This is a genomic window from Kinneretia sp. DJ1R-11 (assembly GCF_025717595.1).
GTDB lineage: Bacteria > Pseudomonadota > Gammaproteobacteria > Burkholderiales > Burkholderiaceae_C > Paucibacter_A.
Window position 1 is genome coordinate 145,397 of record NZ_JAJIRR010000014.1, and the last position, 19,443, is coordinate 164,839.

The window sequence follows — 19,443 nt, forward strand, 5'->3', positions numbered from 1 at the left end:
ATCGTGAATCGTGAATCGTGAATCGAAAGTGGCCGCTTGTTCACTTGTTCACCCGTTCACCATTCACCATTCACCATTCACCATTCACCATTCACCATTCACCTCCCCGAACCCCCGGCTTTTCCGGGTTTCACTGCCAGCCACAAGCGTTTAGGCTGTTTGCCATCTGAGTCACGGCAATCCGTGGAGGCCTGGATGGCATTTGCACATGAGCTGGTCTTGTTTCCCCTGGAGCGCGAGGTACAGGCCGCGGCCCAGCAGCTGAGCGAAAGCTCGGACTGGAACTCGCGGCTGGAAGTGGCTTGGGGCTTGCGCCAGCTCAACAGCCCGCGTGCGCAAAGCCTGGCCAGTGGGCTGCTGAAGGAGCTCGGCGAGGCCGAGGAGCAGACCGCCTTCATGGATCCGGCCGCCCTGGCCGCCATGCGCGGGCGCCTGTACCTGGTGCAGGCCGAGGTGGCGGCGCTGATGCTGCGCCTCGACGAAGCCCAGCAACACATCGCCAGCGCCCAGGCGGAGTTCGACGCCTTTCCCAACCCGAGCGCCCAGGCCGATCTGCAAGGCCTGCAGGCCGCCGTCCATGCCGATCGCGGCGACGTTGACCGCCAGCGCGATGCCTTGCAAAACGCCATGGACTGGGCCGACCAGGCCCAGGACGCCGAACGTCAGCTCTACTACCGCGCCAATCTCGCGCGCGCTGACTTGTTCCGTGATTTCGAGCTGGCCCGGGCCGCCTGGTCCGAGCAACTGCCGCTGAGCGGCGAGGGTCTGTCCCGCATGTGCTCGGCGGCCTTGGACGACTACCGCGCGCTCGAACATGGCCTGGCCTCCGACTATGTTGAGGCCGCGCGCTTTCTCGAACGCAGCTACGAGGCCAGCCTGGAGTCCGGCCAGGTGCGGCGGGCCATTTCGGCCGCTTCCAATCTGGGCTATTCCTACACCAGCATTTCCGACTACGAAACCGCTCTCGCCTGGCTGAAAAAAGGTCTGGCGGTGGCGCGGCGGGTGCGTTGGCCAGGTGCCATCGGCCTGTGCCTGGCGCAGACCGGCGAGGCCTTGCGCCGCGTCGGCCAGACCGAGTCGGCACGCGAGCTGCTGAGGGAATGCCTGCAGACCTTGGTCCAGCACCCGCACAGCCGCACCGCCATGATGGCTTTGGATTACCTGGGCCAGGCCGAGCTTGACCATGGCCATTACGCGGAGGCGCTCAAGCATTTCGAGCTGCTCGGTGAACGCGAGAGCCATGCCCATGCCGCGGACATGCGCACCGGTGTCGTGCTCGGGCGGGCCCGGGCCTTGATGCATCTTGGCCGCCTGGACGAGGCTCGGGCGGTGGCGCTGGAGGCGGTGGCGGTGATCACCGCGCAGAAGCAGCGTTCCGATCTGGTCGAGCTGCGCGCCACACTGGCAGAAATCGAGCGGCGCAGCGGTGCCGCGCCGGCCGTGGTGCTGGACGGGCTGAAGTTGGCCCTGGAACAGGCCCAAGCCCTGGACGGCTACCAACCCAAGCCCGAACTGCTCGACGCCGCCGCCGAGGCCTTCGACCGCGCCGGTCAGCCGCAGGAGGCCTATGCCATGGCCCGGCGTGCCGCCGCCGCCCGCCAGGCGAGCTGGGCCACGGCGTCCAAGCACGCCCGCCAGCAAGTCGAGGTTGCGCGCAACGAGCGCCAACATGCGCGTCAGCAGGCCCAGGCCAAGGAAGAGCGCCTCAGCAAGCTGCAGGCGGCCCATGAGCAGCTGCAGCAGCTGGTGGTGCTGGGCCGCGAGATCTCCCGCCAGCGCAGCCCGGGCCTGATCTTCACCGTGCTTGGCCGCGAGCTGCGCTCGGTGCTGGGCGCCGAGTTGTTGGCTGTCTACCGCCGCGATGCCAGCGGCCAGACCCTGGTGATGGGCGAGTCATCCAAGGGCGAGCATGAGGGCCTGGCTTTCAAGATCGCGGTCAGCGACGCCGACAGCCCGGTGGCTGCGTGCAGCCGCGACTGGACCGAACGGCAGCTGCCCTTGGGCGAGTCGGGCCGCTGCCGGGTGTTTGCGCCCATGGTTGGTGACGACGCCAACCCGGCCGTGCTGGTGCTGGAGCTGGCCGCTGGCCAGGCCTGGGGTACGCGCGAGCAGGGCATCTTGCGCCATCTGAGCACCGACGCCGCCCTGGCCTTCAAGCGCGCCGGGGCCTGAGCGGCCCCCGGCGTGCTCGGTCCTGCGCTCAGAGCGAGCGCAGGAAGTCCAGCATGGCTTGCTGCTCGGCGGCGTTCATGGCTTGGAAGCGTTGGCGCGCTGGCGCTGCCTCGCCCTCATGGGCCAGCACCGCCTCGCGCGGCGTGGCCGCACGGCCGTCGTGCAAGAGACGCTCGCGCACGCGCAGGCCCCAGAGTGGCGCGGTCCGCATGTCGCGCCGGCCAGCCGCATCTTGGGCAATGCCATCGCCGAGGCTGCCCATATCGTGCAGGAGCAGGTCCGAGTACAGCGGCACGTTCTTGAAGGCCAGCGCGGGCCAGGGGCTGGCACCGGTGTTCAGGCTGGGCGTGTGGCATGCGGTGCAGCCGCTGCGATCAAAAAGGCGAGCGCCGGCCAGGGTCTGGGCGCTCGGTCGCAGGGCGGCTGGAGCGGCCAGCAGGCGCATATAGTCCGCCGCCCGGTCGATGTCCGCACGGCCGCTCAAGGGGTCGGGCTGGTCCTCGATATCGGCCACATGGTCGAAGCGGGCCAGCAGGGCGGCATTGCCGTTGGGTGCGTTTTCCTGGCGGAACAGGCGGTTGGTGATGCCCATTTCATTCAGGTACGCGTCGGCCGAGAAGCCCAGCAGGCTGGCATGCTGGGCTTTCCAGCCAAAGCGGCCGACCCGCCGCGTGCCGCTGGCCGGGTCGATGATCCAGGCCACCGTGCCGCGCACGCCGTCGGGTTTGCTGCGCAAGGCGCCTTGGACGATGGTGTCGTCCGCAATCGCTTCGATCAGGCCGGCGCCGAACAAGGGCGTGGTGATGCGCTGGGCGACGATGCTGGCCTCGGCGGGCACATGCTCCAGTGCGGCCGGATCGATGGCGCGCGCCTGCAAGAGGCTGCCGCCTTGTGCGGCCATGGCATCGAACTGGCCGTCCAGCAATCGGCCGAATCGGGTGACGCTGCGGCGGCTGCCGCCTCCCACGCCACCGGCCGAATGGCAGGCGGCACAGGAGCGGTCGTTGAAGATCGGCCCCAGGCCACCGGCCGGCGTTTCCTGAGCCAGGAATTCGGTGCGACCGGCATTGAAGGCCGCCAGGCTGGCGGCATCGAGGCCGGCCAGCGGCTCACCCATGGGACCGGGCGGCGGGGTGGGGCGCGAGGGGTCGGCGGGTGGTGGCGGCAGCTTGGGGCGTTGCCCCGGCACCGCGGCCGCCTGGGCCGATGCCTTGCTGCTGCCCAGCACGGCCATGCCAGCGCCGCCGCCGGCCAGCAAAAGGGCGAGGGCAGAGCCGAGCGCGCCGAGGCGCAGCAGGGGCGAGTGACTCTTCTTGGCAAGAACAACTGGTTTCATGGGAATCGACTCCTGGCCTGAGTCCGCAAGGGACGCTTGAGTTGACAAGGGCTTGGACCGGCGTCCAAGGGCATGGCACAGAGCTTGGCGGCCGACTGTGGAGGCAATGTGGAGATTGCCCTTGCGCGCTGGGTCTGGGCGGGCAGGGGCAGCACTGCCGTGGCCTTGCGTGTGAGATCGTTCACATCGGTCGGGGCCACGCACGCCTCCACACTCAGCACACAATCCTCGGGTCCACTGCGGGTTCACTTCCGAGGTCTGGCAATTCATGCGCTTGCGTTTGGTTCACAGCTTGTCCCTGCTCCTGCTGGCCGTGGTCAGCCTGACGGTGCTGGGCATGGGCGGCGTGATGGCCTGGAACCTCAGCCGCGGCTTCAATGACTATCTGCAGGCGCGCGAGGTCGATCGCCTGGAACGGCTGGCCGAGCTGACGTCCGAATTGCTGCAGCAGGACGGTGCCGGCCTCGACGGCTTTTTGCGCAGCCGGGTCACGCTTCGCGGCCTGCTCGACGAACTGGCGCGGCGCGAAGGCTTGAACCCAGGCGGACGGGCGCTGCCCATGCAGCCGGGCTTGCCCCCGGCCCTGGCGGGCGAGCCGCCGCCGCACGGTCTGGCCGGAGAGGCCCGCCCTGGCCCGCCGCCGCCCTGGCGCCGGCCGCGCGAGCGTGAAGCCCCTCCGCCTCCACCGCCGGCAGAGGACGGCTTCGGCGGCCGGGTCGGCTTGTACAGCCTGCAAGGGGAATTGCTGCTGGGCCGGCCCCAGGCCGAAGGGCGGCGGGGCGCTCGCCCGCACTGGGCGCCCGAGCGTGGCCCCGGCGACAGGATGGTGGAGCGAGCGGTTTACGGCCCGGCCGCCGGCGCTGAGCGGCTGCCCGTGGCCTGGTTGCGCCTGCGCTTGCCCAAGCCCCTGCCCGATTCCGTGGACGCCCTGTTTCTGCGCCGCCAGTACCAGGGCATTGCGGTGGTGGCCGTGCTGATGCTGGGGCTGGCCCTGCTCGGCGCTTGGTGGCTGACGCGCCGCTGGTCGCAGGCCTTGCTGGCCGTGCAGGACGCTACCGCGCGCATCGCCCAGGGTGAGCTGTCCGTGCGTCTGCCCGACCCGGGGCGCAGCGACGAGATCGGTGATGTGCTGCGCAATATCAACCGCATGGCGGCCGGACTGCAAGCCTTGGAGGGCACGCGGCGGCGCTGGATCGCCGACATCTCGCATGAGCTGCGCACGCCTTTGAGCGTGCTGCGCGGCGAGATCGAAGCGCTGATTGACGGCGTTCGCCCCCTGTCCGCGACGGCGCTGCAATCGCTGCGCGAGGAGGTGCTGCAGCTGGCCAGCCTGGTCGACGACCTTCATCTGCTGGCCATGGCCGACCTGGGCGCCTTGCCCTGCCGCCGGGTCGACAGCGATGCCCAGGTCTTGCTGCAGCGCCTGCTGCAACGCTATGCCCCCAGGGCGGCGGCGGCCGGTCTGGATTTGCAGCCCGGCAAGACCTGGCCCTCGGGGCCGGTGCCGGTGTTCTGGGACCCGGTGCGCATCGAGCAGCTGCTGGGCAATCTGCTGGAAAACAGCTTGCGCTACACCGACGCCCCCGGGCGCATCGTGCTGGACCTGTCGTTGCAGGGTGAGCAGCTTTTGCTGACCGTCGACGACAGCGCGCCTGGCGTGGCCGCAGCCGATGTCGGGCGCTTGTTCGAACCTCTGTACCGTGCCGATGCAGCACGCAGCCGGCATCTCGGTGGCAGCGGCCTGGGCCTGGCCATCTGTGCCGCGATCGTACAGGCCCATGGCGGCCGCCTCAGCGCTGGCGCGTCTTCGTTGGCTGGCTTGCAGGTGACCTTGAGCCTGCCCAGGCGCGCGCCGCAGGAGCACTCTTGATGGAGCAGACCGCAAAGGCCTTGCTGCCGCCACAGCGGGTCCTGGTGGTCGAGGACGATCGCAAGATTGCCCAGCTGCTGCTCGACTATCTGCGCGCCGATGGCTTTGCTGCCGACAGCCTGGCCGATGGCGAACAGGCCCTGGCTGCGATCCGCCAGGACCCGCCGGACGCCCTGGTGCTGGACTTGATGTTGCCCGGCCTGGACGGGTTGAGCCTGTGCCGCGCGGTGCGCGAGTTCAGCGCCATGCCCATCTTGATGCTGACCGCCCGCGTCTCCGAGCAGGACCGCTTGCAAGGCCTGGACGGCGGGGCCGACGATTACATCTGCAAGCCCTTCAGCCCGCGCGAGCTGGTGGCCCGGGTTCGCGCCCAGCTGCGTGCGCAGGAGCGCCGTAGGCCCGCTGCTGCTGCTGCCGCGCCTGTGCTCTGGCAGGTCGACGAGGGCGCCCAGCGCATCGCCTGGGGTGGGCAATGGCTGGCGCTGACGCCCCTGGAGTTCCGCATGCTGCGCCTGCTGCTGAGCCGGCCCGGCCGGGTCTTCAGCCGCGCCCAGCTGCTCGACACCGTGCACAGCGAGCTGCGCGATGTCAGTGACCGTGCCATCGACAGCCATGTCAAGAACCTGCGCCGCAAGATCGCCGCGGCGCAGCCGGGCTGCGAGTGCATCGCCTCGGTCTACGGGGTCGGCTACCGCTTCGACCCGCCGACCTGAGCGACCGCTCGCGTGGGCGCATGGGCGGACCAACTGAGGTACGCTGCAAGCCAGAACCCGAGCTGGAGGCTCGTTGATTTGGAGTCCTGCCCATGAACAAGGCCCCGAGGCGATGGCATGAAAACCCCCTCTGAGGACGTCGCGGCCGAGTACCCGCTGCAGCAGTTGCCGGCGCAGCCGCCAGCGCTGGCGGAGCGCTTGTCCCAGACCTTGTTGACGCTGGTGGCGAGCCCGCCGGAGTCCAAGGCCCTGCCTTGCGCGCAGCCGGCCGAGCGCGCACGTCAGCTTGCGGGCGAGGCGGCTGCCAGGGCGGCGCTGGCGGCCGGCTCGCTGGCCCTGCCGCCCGGTCCCTTGGGCTGGCTGACGGTGATGCCCGAGATGCTGGCGGTCTGGCGCATCCAGTCGCAGCTGGTGGCCGACATTGCTGCGCTCTATGGCCGCTCGGCCGAGTTGGGCCAGGCGCAGATGCTCTACTGCCTGTTCCGCCACACGGCGGCGCAGGCGGTGCGCGACCTCGCCGTGCGCGTCGGCGAGCGCCTGCTGGTGCGGCCCGCGACCACCGCCTTGCTGCAGCGCGTGGCGGGCCAGATCGGCGCCAAGCTCGGTGAGAAGCTGCTGCAAAAGACCGTGTCGCGCTGGGTGCCGGTGCTGGGCGCGGCGGCCGTCAGCGCCTATGCCTTCTACGACACCCAGCAGGTCGGGCGGGCGGCGGTCGAGCTGTTCGAGCGTGAACAGCTGCTCGACAACCCTGCCTGACTTTGGCCTGAGGCGGCCTACACTGCGCTATGACTGCGGTCTTGCCTGCCTCCAGCTCCCTGGCTCTGCGCCCCCCCGCCATCCTCGATGTCGAGGCCTCGGGTTTTGGCCGCGGCAGCTATCCGATCGAGGTCGGTTTTGTTGAGTCGGCCGGTTCGGTGTTTTGTTCCCTGATCCAGCCTGAGCCCGATTGGCAGCACTGGGACCTGGCCGCCGAGCGTGTGCACGGCATCAGCCGCGACATCCTGCGCCAGCATGGCAAGCCGCCCGCCTGGGTCGCCGCTCAGATCAATCAGCGACTGGCCGGTCAGACCGTTTACTGCGACGCCTGGGCCCATGACTATCCTTGGCTGGCGCGGTTGTTCGACAGCGTTGACATGGTGCCGGCCTTCCATCTGCAGGACCTGCGCTGCCTGCTCAGCGATGCCGAGGCGGCTTGCTGGCATGTGGTGCGCGAGCAGGTGCGCGACGAGTTGCAGCTGGTGCGCCACCGCGCCAGCAGCGACGCCCGGGTCTTGCAGACGGCCTGGCTGCGCCTCAAGACCCGCGCCGGCAGCTGAGTGATCGGGCCGGCAGGCCTCAGTCCTGCTCGCCCAGATTGCCGCGCGCGCAGTTGCGACCGGCCCGCTTGGCCTCGTACAGCTTGGCGTCGGCCTCGGCCACCATGGGTTCCAGATGCAGCAGCTTGCTGGGCCGCACGCAAAAGCCCACGCTGATGCCGATGTGCAGCTCCAGCTGCTCAATGCGGAAGGGCGCGCCAATGGCCTGGATGATTTTCTCCGCCACCGTGCGCGCCGCGCCGGGATGCTGCAGCCCGGGCAGCAGCACCGCGAACTCATCGCCGCCGAGGCGGGCCACCAGATCCTGCGGTCGCAAGACATGGCGCAGGCGGCCGGCCACGGCCTTGAGCAAGGCGTCCCCGACCGGGTGGCCGTGTTGGTCGTTGACGGGCTTGAAGCGGTCCAGGTCCAGGTAGAGCAGGGCGGCATGGCCGGCACCGGGCTGGTTGTGGGCGGCGTCGAACAGGTCTTGCACCTTTTTGTTGAAGCCGCGCCGGTTGAGCAGCTGTGTCAGCGGGCAGGTCTGAGAGGCATCGCGCAGCCGCTGTTCCTCGCGCCGCGCCTCGGTCACGTCCACGGCAATGCAGATCACGCCCTCGATGGCCTCGCTCTCGCTGCGCAGCGGCGCGTAGCTGAGCGAGAGCACCAGGGCCAGGGCATCGGCGCTGCCGCGCGGGCCCTCGACGGGCGCGCTGCTGCGGTCGTAGACGCGCTCCAGCTGCGTGGCCAAGCCGGAGAGCGCGCGCGCGATGGCGGCCTCGCGCGCCTGGTACTCCTCGGCGCCCAGCAGCTCGGCGACCGGTCGGCCCAGCCAGGCCTCGCGGCGCACGTTGTAGCGCTTCTCGAAGGCGTGGTTGAAGAACAGAAAGCGTCCTTCCAAGTCCAACACCGAGATCATGGCCTGCGAGGTCTGGGCGATCGCTCGCATCATGGCCTCGGTGCGCTGGCGTTCGCGCTGCGTTTTCAGGTCGGCCGAGATGTCGCGCAGGATCACCGAGATGGTCTCGGTCGCACCATTGGCCTTGCGGTGCAGCAGCACGGTGGCCTCGCAAGGCACGGGCTGGCGCTGCGCGTCCAGCACCGTGCCGCGGCCCTGCCACTGGCCCTGGGCCAGCACGGCGGGCAGGATTTCCTCGCGGAAGCGCTCGGCCCCACCGGGCGCGAAGAAATCTTGGTAGTCGGTGGCACTGAGGTCGCTGTCCAGGGGAACCCCCAGACGCCGACGCGCGGCCGGGTTCATATAGATCAGGCGGTGGTTCTGGTCGAGCTGGCAGACATAGTCGGGCGTCAGCGCAAAGATGGCACTCAAGGTGCGCGCGGCGCGCTGCTGTTCGGCCTGCTCGCTGATGTCCTCGACCGTGCCGACCTGGCCTTGAATTCGACCATCGAGCCAGAGCGGCGCGGTCCGCACCGCCAGCAGGCGGCGGCTGCCGTCGGGCCGGGTGATGCGGGTGAAAACCTTGAGCCGCTCGCCGGCACGAATCAGCGCCACCCAGCTGGCGCGCAGGCGTTCGCGGCGCTCGGCCGGCATCAGGTCCACCCAGCCCCAGGCCAGTTGGTCCTCGCGCAGGCCTTGCAGGTTCAAGTAGGTCGGGTTGCCATAGACCATGCGGCCCGAGGCATCGCAGCGGAACAGGCCCAGGGGCGAGGCGTCGCTGGCGGCGCGCTGGGCCGCTTCATCGAGGCGCAGACGTTTTTGCATGCGTGCCAGCTGCCAGGTCAGGGCCAGAGCGACCAGGCTGACCAGCACGCTGAAGCTGAGTACCACCAGGCGCTCGACGCGGTGGCGCGCCAGCGCGGCGTTGTCGCCTTGGGAGATCAGCAGCTGCAGGCCGAAGACGTCGAGGGTGCGGAAGGCGCCGTGGCGCGGCACCCCGTCCGAGACCTTGCCGGTGGTCTTGAAGAAGCCCTCGCGCGCGGCGAACTCGGCGCGCCGCTCCGGATGCTCGGCAAAGACATCGCGGCCGACAAATCCGGGCAGCTCGGGCAGCCGGCTCAGGGCCACGCCGTCCTGGCGCAGCAAGGTCACGGCGGCGGCCGGGCCATGAGCGAAGTATTGATGCAGGCGCTGCAGGCGAGGCAGGTCGATCAGGGCCACCGCCATTTGCAGCTGCTCCGTCGGCGCGCTCAGTCGCATCAGCATGGGCAGCTGGGGCGGGCCGTTGTGGCGCAGTCGCAGCGGCAGGCCGAGCAAGGGCCGGCCCGTGCCGGAGCCGTCGCGCAGCAGGGCAAACTCGGGCATGGCCGCCAGCTCGGCCACCGCCTGGCCGCTGATGGCGGGCAGACGGAAGGCCTGGCCGGTGCCGTCGACCAGCATCACATCGATGATGCCGCGCGAGGTCTCACGCAACATATCGGCCAGCTGGGCCAGCGAGGCATCGGCCAGGGGCTCGCGCTGGCCGCGCGTCAACAGCCAGAGATCGATGGCGCGCAGGCTGCGCTCGGCATCGCGGAACACCGCCTCGGTCTGGGCGGCGGCGGCCTCGGTACTGCTGCTCAGTTCGGCCCGCTGGTCCTGCGCCAGCTGGGCCGGGTAGAACAAGGTGAACCAAACGACAAAGCCCCAGAGCAGGGTCAGCACCAGGCCGATGGCTGCAAAGGGGCCGAGGGCCAGCAAGCGGGCCAGGACGGCTGGCGCGTGCGCGCTGTCGGCAGCGTCGCTCCGGCTGTCCATCAGCGCGGGCCCACCCTCATGGGCACGCGGCTCGGGCGCTTGGCCGCCAAGCGGACCCGAGCGAGCGACCTTTGTGCGCGCATGTACTCCCGACCAGAACGGGAGCTCGCAAGCAGTGGTGGCGAAACAAGGGGCAGGGACATGGTTCAGAGGATCCAGCTGAAGGCGACCCAGAAAGAGGGGCGGGGGCGAGGCCTCGGGCCAGCAGTTCAAGCTTCAGATTAGCACGTGCGCAGGTTCCGTCCGGGGTCCACTTCAACGACCGGACGCCGCCGCTGGGCCCATCCGCCGCCGGGGCCATTCGCCGATGTCCATGGCGTGCTGCGCCTGGGCGGCCCCGTCAAGCGCGCTTCAGCCACAGCTTTTGTTGCTTCTTCAGCTCAAAGCCTGCGAGAGCGCCCTCTGAGTCCGTTCACAGCGCTTGCCCTGGCCGGCTCTTGGCCCGATATTCAAGCCCTGCATCCGGGAGAGTGGCAATGAAATTGCGCAATCAAGTCATGGCCTTGGGCCTGGCGGGCACCTTGCTGGCCATGCTGACCGGCGGTATCGGTCTGGTGTCGGCCAGTCATCTGAGCGGGCACCTCGATGAAGCTTTGCACGCGGCCGCCACCCTTCAGGCGAGCCAGGAAGCGGACATGATGCATGACGCCATCCGCGGCGATGCACAGCTGGCCTTGCTGGGCGCACTGGAGCAAGCGCCCGAGCGCATCGCCGAAGCTGAGCAAGGTGTGCAGGAACATGGCAAGACTTTTGAACGCAATCTGGCCACGATGGATTCGGCCCGGCTGAGCGTTCCGGTGCGCCAGGCCTTGCAAGCTGTGAAGCCCTTGGTGCAGCGCTATCTCGAATCGGCCCGCGCCATGATCCAGGCTGCGCGCAGCGATGCCGACGCCGCCCGCAAACTCGGCCCGGGCCTGCAGACGGCCTTTCTGGAACTTGAGCGCGAAATGGCCCGGCTGTCTGACGCCATCGAGAGCGACAACGCGCGCCTCAACGAGGCGGCTTCGCAAGGTGTGCAGACCACGCGTTATGCCATGGCCTCGGCCCTGCTGGTGGCCGCCGTACTGATGACGCTGGCATCGCTGTGGCTGGTGCGCCAGCTCAGCCGGCCCATGAGCCAGGCCTTGACTGTGGCGCAAAGCCTGGCCCAGGGTGACCTCGGCAACCGCATCCAGCTCGAAGGAAATCTGGAGACCCAGCAGCTGCTGCAAGCCTTGGCTGAGATGCAGTCCAGCTTTGCCGGCATCGTCCGCGAGGTCAAGCGCAACGCCGACGAGGTGGCCAGTGCCAGCACCGAGATTGCCCATGGCAACCAGGACCTGTCGGACCGCACCGAGCAGCAGGCCAATGCCTTGCAGCGCACCACCTCGACCATGGCCGAGCTGGACGCCAATGTGCGCAACAACGCCGAGAGCGCCGAGCAGGCGCGCGGCCTGGCCGAGCAGGCCTCCAGCGTGGCCCGCAATGGTGGCGAGATGATGGGCCGAGTGATCGCCACCATGGGCGGCATCAACAGCAGCTCGCGCAAGATTGCCGACATCATCGGCGTCATCGATGACATCGCTTTCCAGACCAATATCCTGGCTCTCAATGCTGCGGTGGAAGCGGCCCGCGCGGGCGAGCAAGGGCGTGGCTTTGCCGTGGTGGCGAGCGAAGTGCGCGGCCTGGCACAGCGCAGCGCCGCGGCGGCGCGCGAGATCAAGGACCTGATCGACGCCAGTGTCAACCAGGTCGAGCAGGGCACGGGCCTGGTGAACCAGACTGGCCAGACCATGGACGAAATCGTCGGCGCCATCGGCCGTGTCAGCGCCGTGGTGGCCGAGATCAGCCGCGCCTCGGGTGAGCAAAGCGCCGGCGTGCGAGAGGTCGGCCAGGCGGTCGCCCACATGGATCAGGCCACGCAGCAGAACGCGGCCTTGGTCGAGCAGAGCGCGGCGGCTGCCGACAGCCTGAGCCAGCAGGCCCAGCAGCTGGTCCGGGCGGTGGCGGCCTTCCGCCTACCGGGCTGAGCTTGGGCCGCGTTCAGGCGGTGAGGGCCGTGGCGGCTGACCTGGCCTGTGCCGCTGGCCAGGCCACCGGCTGCGGCTGGCGCAGCGGCAGCCAGCTGGCGGGACCCGCCCCCAGCGAGGGGCGCAGATCGGGCGCGCGCGACGGCAGCTGAGCAGCGGCCTCGCGCCAGTGCAGCAGGTCGACCCGATCGGCGCCATTCAAGCTAGGCCGTGCCTGCAGGCGCAGCAAGAGGCGGGCCGGCACATAGGCCCAATCGCCGGCATCGAGCTGCAAGGTCCAGCGCTGATCGCGGCCTTGCAGCAGCAAGGTGACCTGGCCCTCCATCAGCAGCAGAAACTCGCTGCCCGAAGCAGCCAGAGTCGGTGTGCGCGTTTGCGGCAGCTCGCGCCGGGTGCTGTGACGCCGTTCGGCCTGGTCGAGCTTGAAACGCCGGTGCAGGGCCGCCAGCTCGGTCTCGTAGACCGGGCCTGCCGGGCGGCCCGAGCGGGCCGGGTAGAGCACCAGATGGCCGACGCTGAGCTGCAGCGGCGCCAGCAGGGCGCCGATCTGGGCCAGGGTTTCGGGTGCATGCCAGAGCGATGGGCTGCACAGCAGGCTGCTGTCGTGGGCGTACAAACGCATGGGGGCTCTCTTGCTGTGAATTCTTGAGGGATGGATGAGGTCGCGTGATTCAGATCGCGAACGACCACTCCCGGAAGCTGGCATGCAACGGACGCTGTTCACGCGCCGCGCGCGCCAAGGCCACCTCGACCCAGCGTTTGGCCAAGGGGAAGGGGCCGAAGCCGGATTCGCTGTTGATGTGGCCAACCCGGCCCAGATTGCTGTAGCTGGCGCCCCAGCGGCGCGCCCAGCGCTGGGCGCTGTGCGGCGTCATCCAGGGGTCGTTCTGGCTGGCGATCAAGGTACAGGGTATGCGCAGGCGCTGCTGCGGCAGCAGCTCGGCCAGACCGAATTTGTCGGGCTCGGCCGGCGCCACCAGCAAGGCCTGGCGAATTGGTGTGTCTGCATGTTCATCGAGGTAGCGGGCCAGGGCCAGGGTGCCGAAGCTGTGGGCCACTGCCAACCATTCGCCCGGTCCCGCGTGGTCCACCGTGCTGGCGATGCGATCGGCCCAGCGCTGCAACTCGGGCTGGCTGAAGTCGCGCTGCTGCACCCGACGCGCATCGCGGAACTGGCTTTGCAGCCAGCTTTGCCAATGGGCCGGGCCGCTGTCATGCAGGCCGGGGATGATGATCAGGCGCGGCGGGCGATAGGTGGTGGCCATGGCGGGATTGCAAGTCGTGTGGCGATCAGAGCGTGGCGATCGAGACCTCGGTCGACTTGACCAGGGCCACCACCTCGCGCCCGACCACCAAGCCCAGATCTTTGACCGAGCGGGTGGTGATGACCGAGGTGACCAGGGCGCCCGAGGGCGTGATCACGTCGACCTCGGACACCACCGGGCCTTCGATGATTTCTTGGATGGTGCCGCGAAACTGGTTGCGTACATTGATGGCGGTGATGCTCATGGTTCTTGCTTCCTTGCCCGAGGGCTTTGTGTGCCTTGGTGAACCTTCAGCTTAGGAGGGCAGGGCCAGGCGGGGAAGGAAGGGATGCGCGGGAGCACATGCGCTGGTCAGATAAGGGCCGAAGCGAGGCAGAGCGCCGTGGAGGTCGCGGCACAATCTCCGCCCATGAATCTTGCTGCTGTTGCGCCACCAAGCACCACCGCCCGCCTGCCCGGCCTCGACCTCTTGCGAGCCCTGGCCATCGCCTGGGTCATGCTGTTCCATTCCGTGTGGGTCGGTGGCGTCGGGCCGGACTGGGAGGGCCTGGCTCGCTTCGGCTGGGTCGGCGTCGATGTGTTCTTCGTGCTCAGCGGTTTCTTGATCGGCGCGCCCCTGCTGCGCCTGCTGCAAGAGGCACCCACACGCTTTTCTCTGGCCAGCTTTTATGTCCGGCGCGCCTGGCGCATCTTGCCGGCCTATCTGACCGTGCTGGCCGTCTACCTGGCGTTTCCGGTGCTGCGCGAGGATCCGAATTTGGAGTCGGCCTGGAAGTTCCTCAGCTTCAGCTTCAATCTACTGGTCGATTACGCCCGCAATCCGGCCTTCTCCCATGCCTGGTCGCTGTGCGTGGAGGAACATTTCTATCTGCTGTTTCCGCTGCTGGCCCTGGGCCTGAGTGGGCGCGTCAAGAGTTGGCAACTGCTGGCGCTGTTCGCGGCCTTGGTGCTGGGCGGCGTGGCCTTGCGCGGCGCGGTCTGGCAGCACTACACCGCGCTGCAGCCCGACCGGGCCTGGTTCATCGAGGCGCTCTACTACCCGACCTGGTCGCGGCTGGACGCGCTTCTGGTGGGCGTGCTGCTGGCCGTGGCGCAGGTCCACCGCCCGCGCTGGTGGGCCTGGGCACAGCGCCATGCCAATGCCGTGCTGGCGCTGGGCTTGCTGGTGCTCGGCCTGGCATGGTGGCTGTTCCGCGCGCGCACCGGCTTGCTGGCCAACACCTTGGGCTGGCCCGTGCTGGCGGCGGCGGCCGGCCTGCTGGTGCTGGCCGGCGCATCGCCGCACAGCCTGATCGGCCGCTGGCGCCTGCCTGGCGTCGCCTGGATCGCTGCCATTTCCTACAGCCTCTACCTGAGCCACAAGCTGGCTTTGCATGCGGTGCAGACCTGGCTGCTGCCCTGGCTGCCCGAGCTGGCGGCGCTGCAGTTTGCGGCCTATGTGGCCGTGATCCTGCTGTTCGGCGCAGTCCTGCATTACGGCATTGAACGGCCGGGACTGCGCTGGCGCGAGCGCGGCCGAGCCCAGGCCCCGCCGCGCAGCGAGCCTTCCCCGGCTTGAGCGCGGCGCAGGGCGAGCGGGCCGTCAGCCGGCGCTGTGGAGCGAGCTTTCCAGCTTGAAGGCGCTCACGGCCTCAACCAGGATGCGGGCCTGCTGACTCAGGCTCTCGGCCGCGGCGGCCGATTGCTCGACCAAGGCCGCGTTTTGCTGCGTGCTTTCGTCGAGCTGGGCCACGGCCGAGTTGATGTGGACGATGTCCCGGCTTTGCGCCTGCGAAGCCTGGCCGAGCTCGTTGATCAGCTGAACCACCCGGGCGACTTGGTCGCGGATGTCCTGCATGCTGTTGCCGGCGCTGCCGACCAGGCGTGAACCGGCCTCCACCTTTTCGACATTGCTGGAAATCAAGGTCTTGATCTCGCGCGCCGCCGTGGCCGAGCGCTGGGCCAGGCTGCGCACCTCGGACGCCACCACCGCAAAGCCGCGACCTTCTTCGCCCGCGCGGGCGGCTTCCACCGCGGCGTTCAGGGCCAGGATATTGGTTTGGAAGGCGATGCCGTCGATCACGCTGACGATGTCGCTGATGCGCCGGCTGGCTTCGTTGATGTCGCTCATGGTGTGAATGACTTCGCCCATCACCTGGGCGCCACGTTCAGCGGCGCCGTTGGCGGCGGTGGCGAAGTCGGTGGCATGACGGGCGGTCTCGGCGCTTTGCGTGACGGTGCCGGAGAGCTGCTCCATCGAGGCTGCCGTCTGCTGCAAGCTGCTGGCCTGGCGCTCGGTGCGCTGCGAGAGGTCGCCATTGCCGGTGGCGATCTGGCCGGCGCCGGTGGCCACCGAGTCGCTGCTGCTGCGCACCACGCCCACCAGCTGACGAAGAGCCTCCTGCATCTGGTGCAGAGAGTTCATCAGCTGGCCCACCTCGTCGCGCGACTCGGCCACGATGCGGCTGCTCAGGTCGCCCTTGGCAATGCGTTGGGTCACGTTCATCGCTGCGAGCAGGGGGCGGGTCACGCTGCGCGCCATCCAACCGGCTATGCCCGAGCCCAAGAAGGCGGAGAGCATCAGCAGGCCCAGCATGGCCCAGCCGGCGCGCTGGATGGTGCGGTCAGCGGCAAACCCGGCGGCCTCCATTTCCCTGCGCTGCATCGCGATCAGCTCATCCAGGGCACTGAAATACTCGGTCTGAGCTCGGCCGACCTCGCCCACCAGGGCGTCGCGCGCGGCCTCGTTCTGGCCGGCCATGCCCAGCTGAATGGCCGGGTTGATGACCTTGATGTAGGCCTCGCGGGTGCGGGTGACCTTCTGCAGCAGCTCGCTGCCGGCCTCGGCGGCCAGTTGGGCCTGCAGCTGCTTGAGCAGCTCTTGCGTGGAGCTGCGGTTGGCATCGATGCGGGCCTTCTCGCGCTGCTTGGCGGCTGGCTCGCTGAGCAGGGCGATATTGCGCGCCACTCGCGCGGTGACGTTGACGTTGTCCTTGAGCTGGCCCAGCAGACTCACCACGACCATGTGCTTGTCGGTGAGCTCGTGCATCTGCTGCCCCACCTCTTTGAGCGCCACGCGGCCGAAGGCGGCCACCGCCATGCTCATCACGATCAACAAGGCGAACCCCAGCCGCATGCGCGTGGCGATGGAGCGATCTTTCAATGCTTGCATTTTCTTCTCCCTGTGACTCCAAGAACGGCGTCGCCCGTGGTGTGAGCCCCGGGGGGAGGGTGGCCGCTCGCGCCCATCCCTGAATCCAAGTTCTGAAGCTGGTGCTGGCGCTGATTGTGGCGAGAAACGCCGCTCGGGAACAGCGGCAGCGTTCTGGCCACAATCGCCCCATCCCCGATCGCTCCGGAGCCCGAGCCATGCCTTTCGATCCTCAACAGCGTTATGTTCATCTGGCCGAAGATGGCCAAGCCACCGAACTGCCCGGTGGCGCCGCGTTCTGGGGCCTGCCTGCCGCCGAGATGGCTGCTTATGACTCAGGCTGGCTGGTGACGGAATTCGAGTGCAGCGAGGACTGGCCGAACTGGGAACGCCACCCCGGTGGAGATGAGTACGTCTACCTTCTGTCGGGCGCTGTCCAGCTGTTGTTGGAGCTGCCTGGCGGCCCGCAGACCCTCACCTTGAGCGGCCGTGGCGCCGCGCTCGTGCCCCGCGGCGTTTGGCATACGGCGCGGGTGAGCGCTCCCAGCCGTTTGCTGCACATCACGCGTGGCGCGGGCAGCGAGCACCGGCCGGTGCGGGAGGCCGATGCGAAGATTTGAGCGCCAGCGCGCAGAATGATCGCGGCCTGTAGCTGGGCTGATTGCCTGTGATTCCTGTTGCGAAGTCTCCAGAGTGTCGATTTGCGACCCCTCTGCTCGTCGTCGTATTTCATGCGTGCCGCGACGCTTCAACTCTCTCTTCAAACTGGACGCCTTACATGAATCACACGATCCCAACCCGATGCCGCTCGATCTTCGCATCTGCCCTGCTGCTCGCCCTGGCCCTGAGTGGCACTCCTGCTGCTCAAGCGGCGCCCGTGAGCTACGAGATCGACCCCACGCACACCTACCCCAGCTTTGAGGCCGACCATATGGGCCTGTCCGTCTGGCGCGGCAAACTCAACAAGAACAGCGGCAGCATCGTCTACGACAAAGCGACGGGTGCCGGCAGCGTCGAGGTCCAGATGGACCTGGCCAGCATTGATTTCGGCCTGGACGCGATGAACGCATGGGCCCGCGGCAAGGACTTCTTCGAGATCGAGAAACACCCCGTCGCCCACTTCAAGGGCCGCTTCGAAGGCACCCAGCCCGGCGGCGCCCCGAGCCAGCTTGTGGGTGAATTGAGCCTCCACGGCCAGACCCGCCCCATCACGCTGACACTCCATCAGCTCAAGTGCATGCCCCATCCCATGCACAAACGCGAACTCTGCGGTGCCGATGCCTCAGGCAGCTTTCAACGCGACGACTTCGGCCTTGCAGCAGGCAAGGATTGTGGCTTCAAGATGGAGGTGAAGCTACGCATTCAGGTGGAGGCGGTGGCAAGGGAGTAAGCCATCGGTCTCGCGGAGCGCGATATGAACCGTGCGACATGGCCTGGTGGCCTGGCGCTCACCCCTTTTGATCACTCTGGCCTTCGCGCTCGGGACGGTCTGCTTCGAGCGGCTTGGGAAGCAACGGGCTGCCTACGGCAATCTTTGTGGCCCGGGAATGCTTGAGCTTAGCGACCAAGCTGTGCTCAAAGGCGGCCATTCAGCGAGTCTTCCCTGGCCTGAGCCCCGGGCTGAGCGAGGCGGCTCGAGCTTGGACTGCCAGCAGATGCCGCTGGGCCTCTTCCGCCCGCCGGTCCTCGGGGTAGCGCTGCACGCGCCGGAGTCGGCGTTCGTGCAGCGCTGCGCGACGCAGGCCTGCGTTGAAGTGAGCGTCGAACAGCCGTTGGTAGAAGCTGCCGATCAAAGGCTTCGGCGTTCAATGTTCAGTTATCTCGGTTGCTGTCATCAAGGCAGTGGACTGATAGTGAGGGAGAGCAAGGGAATGCAGCCCCACGCTGAGGTTCGTCAACGAAGTGCCCAGGTGGCCCTGCCGGGTTTAGCCTCAGCCGACACCCATCACCGCAAAGCGACTGCATGTTTTCCCGAATCGCCTCAACCTGCTTCGAAACTTTGACCTCACCCCGTTCGCTGCCTCCCCCCAAGACTTCGATAATTTGACAGTAACTTCGAAACTTTGTTCTCAGCCTCCTCCTGCAGGAACCTCATAACAAAGTTTCGAAGTCAATGCCCCTGTATCGATCGGTGAAATAACCCGTAAAAGGCACGGCAAAGTATCGAAGTCCCAGCTCGCTCTGCCGATTCGAGCTGGAATCTCTAATGGCAAAGCTTCAAAGTGCCTTGCCGGGCTGGAACTTTCATGCGGCATCCTGTGGCGGGCGGGCGGTCGATCTCTCGCTTGGCTTTGGTATGGAGGGGAGGGAGTGGTCACCTGGGCTTAGTGATAGACAGATCACTACTTCAATCCAACGCCCGGATTCGGTGGCTCTGCAGTTGAACTGGCGTCATGGCCAAATCGCTGTTCGAGTGACCTACGAGCGGCAATGCTGGACTCCACGGCTTTGACCTCGCTGATCGCACCGCGTATCGCTCCCACCAGTGGCGCGAAATAGAGGCGCAGCGTGTCAATGAAAACCTGCCGGTGGTTAAGTGAACGCATAGGGCCTCATTGCAAATCCATCGATGGGCATAGGAACGTGCAGCACATGCGCAGGGCACCCTGCATTTTCAACCCACACCTGCCGACGGAATCACATCACTGGACGCCGTTGTGGGCAAGTTGCAGGACATTCGGCTAGGGCGTCAATCTATCGTTTTTAGATCAAGGAGGCCTCGCAGAGCATTGACTACGCCTTCGAGGGGTTTGGAGCGGCGTGAAGATTGATCAACCACGACTGTGTTCTTCCACAGATTGAAGGACAAAGCCTGGCGCGAGCACAGCATCTCCTGTCGGGCGTCCCGCATCTTGCTCAGATAGCGGCCTACTGTTGGAATGTCTTCAGCACCTGCTTCAAGCGCTTTCGCCCATCACTGTTTGTTTCGCGATAGACCTTCAGGGCAAGCGCCAGGAA

15 protein-coding genes are annotated in these 19,443 nt (G+C 67.6%); 9 read left to right on the forward strand and 6 right to left on the reverse strand.

The window, feature by feature from the left end; all coding sequences use genetic code 11:
* Positions 1-195 precede the first annotated feature (195 nt).
* The gene (locus LNV23_RS20265) at positions 196-2,172 is read left to right on the forward strand and encodes a tetratricopeptide repeat protein (RefSeq protein ID WP_263564652.1); all 1,977 of its coding nucleotides are present in this window, start codon (positions 196-198) and stop codon (positions 2,170-2,172) included.
* A gap of 28 nt (positions 2,173-2,200) precedes the next feature.
* Here the strand turns inward: LNV23_RS20265 and LNV23_RS20270 are convergent, their stop codons facing one another.
* A complete protein-coding gene (locus LNV23_RS20270) occupies positions 2,201-3,508 on the reverse strand; it encodes a di-heme oxidoredictase family protein (RefSeq protein ID WP_263564653.1) in 1,308 nt (435 codons plus the stop codon).
* 268 nt (positions 3,509-3,776) lie between these two features.
* On the opposite strand from LNV23_RS20270, the gene LNV23_RS20275 reads away from it, so the two are divergent.
* From LNV23_RS20275 to LNV23_RS20290, 4 genes are all read left to right on the forward strand, one after another.
* Positions 3,777-5,378 carry an ATP-binding protein gene (locus LNV23_RS20275; protein ID WP_263564654.1) on the forward strand — a complete coding sequence of 534 codons (1,602 nt, stop codon included), beginning with the start codon at positions 3,777-3,779 and terminating at the stop codon, positions 5,376-5,378.
* The gene (locus tag LNV23_RS20280; RefSeq protein WP_263564655.1) at positions 5,378-6,091 is read left to right on the forward strand and encodes a response regulator; all 714 of its coding nucleotides are present in this window, start codon (positions 5,378-5,380) and stop codon (positions 6,089-6,091) included. The genes LNV23_RS20275 and LNV23_RS20280 overlap by 1 nt, the downstream gene beginning before the upstream one ends.
* Positions 6,092-6,208: 117 nt before the next feature.
* Complete coding sequence (locus tag LNV23_RS20285) at positions 6,209-6,847, forward strand: hypothetical protein (RefSeq protein WP_263564656.1); 639 nt, start codon at positions 6,209-6,211, stop codon at positions 6,845-6,847.
* Positions 6,848-6,888: 41 nt separating this feature from the next.
* Entirely contained in the window at positions 6,889-7,407 is a 519-nt protein-coding gene (locus LNV23_RS20290) for a 3'-5' exonuclease (protein WP_263564657.1), read from the forward strand.
* A 19-nt stretch (positions 7,408-7,426) separates the two neighbouring features.
* On the opposite strand, the gene LNV23_RS20295 is transcribed toward LNV23_RS20290, so the two are convergent.
* Positions 7,427-10,081, reverse strand: coding sequence for a diguanylate cyclase domain-containing protein (locus LNV23_RS20295; protein WP_263564658.1), 2,655 nt, complete (start codon positions 10,079-10,081; stop codon positions 7,427-7,429).
* 476 nt (positions 10,082-10,557) lie between these two features.
* Here LNV23_RS20295 and LNV23_RS20300 point away from each other — a divergent pair, with 476 nt between their 5' ends.
* Positions 10,558-12,090: a methyl-accepting chemotaxis protein gene (locus LNV23_RS20300; protein WP_263564659.1), complete on the forward strand. Its 1,533-nt coding sequence runs from the start codon at positions 10,558-10,560 to the stop codon at positions 12,088-12,090.
* A gap of 13 nt (positions 12,091-12,103) precedes the next feature.
* On the opposite strand, the gene LNV23_RS20305 is transcribed toward LNV23_RS20300, so the two are convergent.
* From LNV23_RS20305 to LNV23_RS20315, 3 genes are read right to left on the reverse strand one after another with little or no spacing between them, the layout of a single operon-like run.
* Positions 12,104-12,712: a hypothetical protein gene (locus LNV23_RS20305; RefSeq protein ID WP_263564660.1), complete on the reverse strand. Its 609-nt coding sequence runs from the start codon at positions 12,710-12,712 to the stop codon at positions 12,104-12,106.
* Between the two features lie 49 nt (positions 12,713-12,761).
* The gene (locus LNV23_RS20310) at positions 12,762-13,355 is read right to left on the reverse strand and encodes an RBBP9/YdeN family alpha/beta hydrolase (RefSeq protein WP_263564661.1); all 594 of its coding nucleotides are present in this window, start codon (positions 13,353-13,355) and stop codon (positions 12,762-12,764) included.
* 25 nt (positions 13,356-13,380) lie between these two features.
* Entirely contained in the window at positions 13,381-13,599 is a 219-nt protein-coding gene (locus LNV23_RS20315) for a TOBE domain-containing protein (protein ID WP_171829091.1), read from the reverse strand.
* Between the two features lie 165 nt (positions 13,600-13,764).
* Here LNV23_RS20315 and LNV23_RS20320 point away from each other — a divergent pair, with 165 nt between their 5' ends.
* Entirely contained in the window at positions 13,765-14,913 is a 1,149-nt protein-coding gene (locus LNV23_RS20320) for an acyltransferase family protein (protein WP_263564662.1), read from the forward strand.
* Between the two features lie 24 nt (positions 14,914-14,937).
* On the opposite strand, the gene LNV23_RS20325 is transcribed toward LNV23_RS20320, so the two are convergent.
* The gene (locus LNV23_RS20325; protein WP_263564663.1) at positions 14,938-16,506 is read right to left on the reverse strand and encodes a methyl-accepting chemotaxis protein; all 1,569 of its coding nucleotides are present in this window, start codon (positions 16,504-16,506) and stop codon (positions 14,938-14,940) included.
* Between the two features lie 197 nt (positions 16,507-16,703).
* Here LNV23_RS20325 and LNV23_RS20330 point away from each other — a divergent pair, with 197 nt between their 5' ends.
* On the forward strand, positions 16,704-17,105 hold the full coding sequence (locus LNV23_RS20330) for a cupin domain-containing protein (RefSeq protein ID WP_263564664.1): 402 nt from the start codon (positions 16,704-16,706) through the stop codon (positions 17,103-17,105).
* A 158-nt stretch (positions 17,106-17,263) separates the two neighbouring features.
* Positions 17,264-17,875 carry a YceI family protein gene (locus tag LNV23_RS20335; RefSeq protein ID WP_263564665.1) on the forward strand — a complete coding sequence of 204 codons (612 nt, stop codon included), beginning with the start codon at positions 17,264-17,266 and terminating at the stop codon, positions 17,873-17,875.
* Positions 17,876-19,443: the final 1,568 nt, after the last annotated feature.

Coding starts and splice junctions, on each gene's coding strand:
- LNV23_RS20265 (WP_263564652.1), top strand. CDS start 196: ATGGCATTTGCACATGAGCTGGTCTTGTTTCCCCTGGAGCGCGAGGTA.
- LNV23_RS20270 (WP_263564653.1), bottom strand. CDS start 3,508: ATGAAACCAGTTGTTCTTGCCAAGAAGAGTCACTCGCCCCTGCTGCGC.
- LNV23_RS20275 (WP_263564654.1), top strand. CDS start 3,777: ATGCGCTTGCGTTTGGTTCACAGCTTGTCCCTGCTCCTGCTGGCCGTG.
- LNV23_RS20280 (WP_263564655.1), top strand. CDS start 5,378: ATGGAGCAGACCGCAAAGGCCTTGCTGCCGCCACAGCGGGTCCTGGTG.
- LNV23_RS20285 (WP_263564656.1), top strand. CDS start 6,209: ATGAAAACCCCCTCTGAGGACGTCGCGGCCGAGTACCCGCTGCAGCAG.
- LNV23_RS20295 (WP_263564658.1), bottom strand. CDS start 10,081: ATGGACAGCCGGAGCGACGCTGCCGACAGCGCGCACGCGCCAGCCGTC.
- LNV23_RS20300 (WP_263564659.1), top strand. CDS start 10,558: ATGAAATTGCGCAATCAAGTCATGGCCTTGGGCCTGGCGGGCACCTTG.
- LNV23_RS20305 (WP_263564660.1), bottom strand. CDS start 12,712: ATGCGTTTGTACGCCCACGACAGCAGCCTGCTGTGCAGCCCATCGCTC.
- LNV23_RS20310 (WP_263564661.1), bottom strand. CDS start 13,355: ATGGCCACCACCTATCGCCCGCCGCGCCTGATCATCATCCCCGGCCTG.
- LNV23_RS20315 (WP_171829091.1), bottom strand. CDS start 13,599: ATGAGCATCACCGCCATCAATGTACGCAACCAGTTTCGCGGCACCATC.
- LNV23_RS20320 (WP_263564662.1), top strand. CDS start 13,765: ATGAATCTTGCTGCTGTTGCGCCACCAAGCACCACCGCCCGCCTGCCC.
- LNV23_RS20325 (WP_263564663.1), bottom strand. CDS start 16,506: ATGCAAGCATTGAAAGATCGCTCCATCGCCACGCGCATGCGGCTGGGG.
- LNV23_RS20330 (WP_263564664.1), top strand. CDS start 16,704: ATGCCTTTCGATCCTCAACAGCGTTATGTTCATCTGGCCGAAGATGGC.
- LNV23_RS20335 (WP_263564665.1), top strand. CDS start 17,264: ATGAATCACACGATCCCAACCCGATGCCGCTCGATCTTCGCATCTGCC.